The organism is Streptomyces europaeiscabiei, assembly GCF_001550375.1.
In the GTDB taxonomy this organism is placed as follows: Bacteria; Actinomycetota; Actinomycetes; order Streptomycetales; family Streptomycetaceae; genus Streptomyces; species Streptomyces europaeiscabiei.
In genome coordinates this window covers 1-1,013 of sequence record NZ_LRTR01000460.1, presented here as the reverse complement: position 1 = coordinate 1,013, position 1,013 = coordinate 1, and the positions used below count along the sequence as shown (strand labels likewise).

At 75.7% G+C, this 1,013-nt stretch carries 2 protein-coding genes; one reads left to right on the top strand and one right to left on the bottom strand.

What is annotated here, in order from left to right; genetic code table 11:
• On the top strand, window positions 1–369 hold a 369-nt coding region (locus tag AWZ10_RS22435), incomplete at its 5' end, for a PucR family transcriptional regulator (protein WP_167365980.1).
• A gap of 11 nt (window positions 370–380) precedes the next feature.
• Here the strand turns inward: AWZ10_RS22435 and AWZ10_RS22430 are convergent.
• Window positions 381–1,013: glycosyltransferase family 4 protein (locus AWZ10_RS22430; protein ID WP_159058320.1), on the bottom strand; the 633-nt coding region annotated here is incomplete at its 5' end.

Here is a 1,013-nt window from a genome sequence, read left to right as displayed (position 1 = left end):
GCGGCGGAGACGGCGACGGCCGCGCAGGGGCTGGCCGACCGCCCCTGGTACGACGCCCGGCGCCTCGACATCGACCTGCTGCTGTGGCGGCTGCGCGACCACCCCGACCTGGCCGCCTTCGTGGACCGCGCGATCGGCCCCCTCCGCGACCACGACGACCGTGCCAAGCCCCCGCTGCTGCCCACCCTGGAGACGTATCTGGCGCACGCGGGCCGCAAGGCGGAGACCGCCCGCGAGCTGCATCTCAACCGCCAGACCCTCTACAACCGCCTCGCCCGCATCGGCGAGCTGCTCGGCACCGACCTGGACGACCCCCAGGCCGTCCTGGCCCTGAGCCTGGCACTACGGGCCCGCCGACACGTCGCCTGAGGCCGTGAGCGTCAGGTGAGCGGCCGCAGCTGCGTCAACTCGTCGTAGACGCTGAGCACCTGGGCCACCGTCTCGTCCTCCGTCGGCCAGGTGGCGGCCTGCCGCGTGCCCCGCTCCCGCAGCGTCTCACAGCGAGCCGGGTCGCCGAGAAGGCGTACGACGGCCGTGGCGAGCCCCTCGGCGTCCCCGTACGGGACGAGTTCGGCACCGTCGCCGACCAGGTCGGGCAGCGATCCGACGGCGGCGGCGACGAGCGGCACGCGTGCGTGGAGCGCCTCCTGGGCGAGGACGGAGCGGGCCTCGGGGCCGCCGGGCAGCAGCGCGATGTCGGCGGCCGCGATCAGCTCGGAGACGTCGTCGCGCCGCCCCACGAGCCGTACGGGCAGCTCCTCGTTCTCGATACGGCGTTGCAGGACGCTCCGCAGCGGCCCCTCACCCGCGACGACGAGCAGCGGCGCCGGGTCGAGGCCGCGCCATTCCCGGGCGGCGTCGAGCAGCGTGTCGTACCCCCGATGGCGGTCCAGCGTGCCGACGGCCATGAGCAACGGACGGTCCGTGGCACCCAGCTCGGCCCGGATCTTGGAGGCGGGCCGGTCCGGGTCCGCGCAGGGGTCGGCCCGGCGCGGCGTGGGCAGGGCGACGGC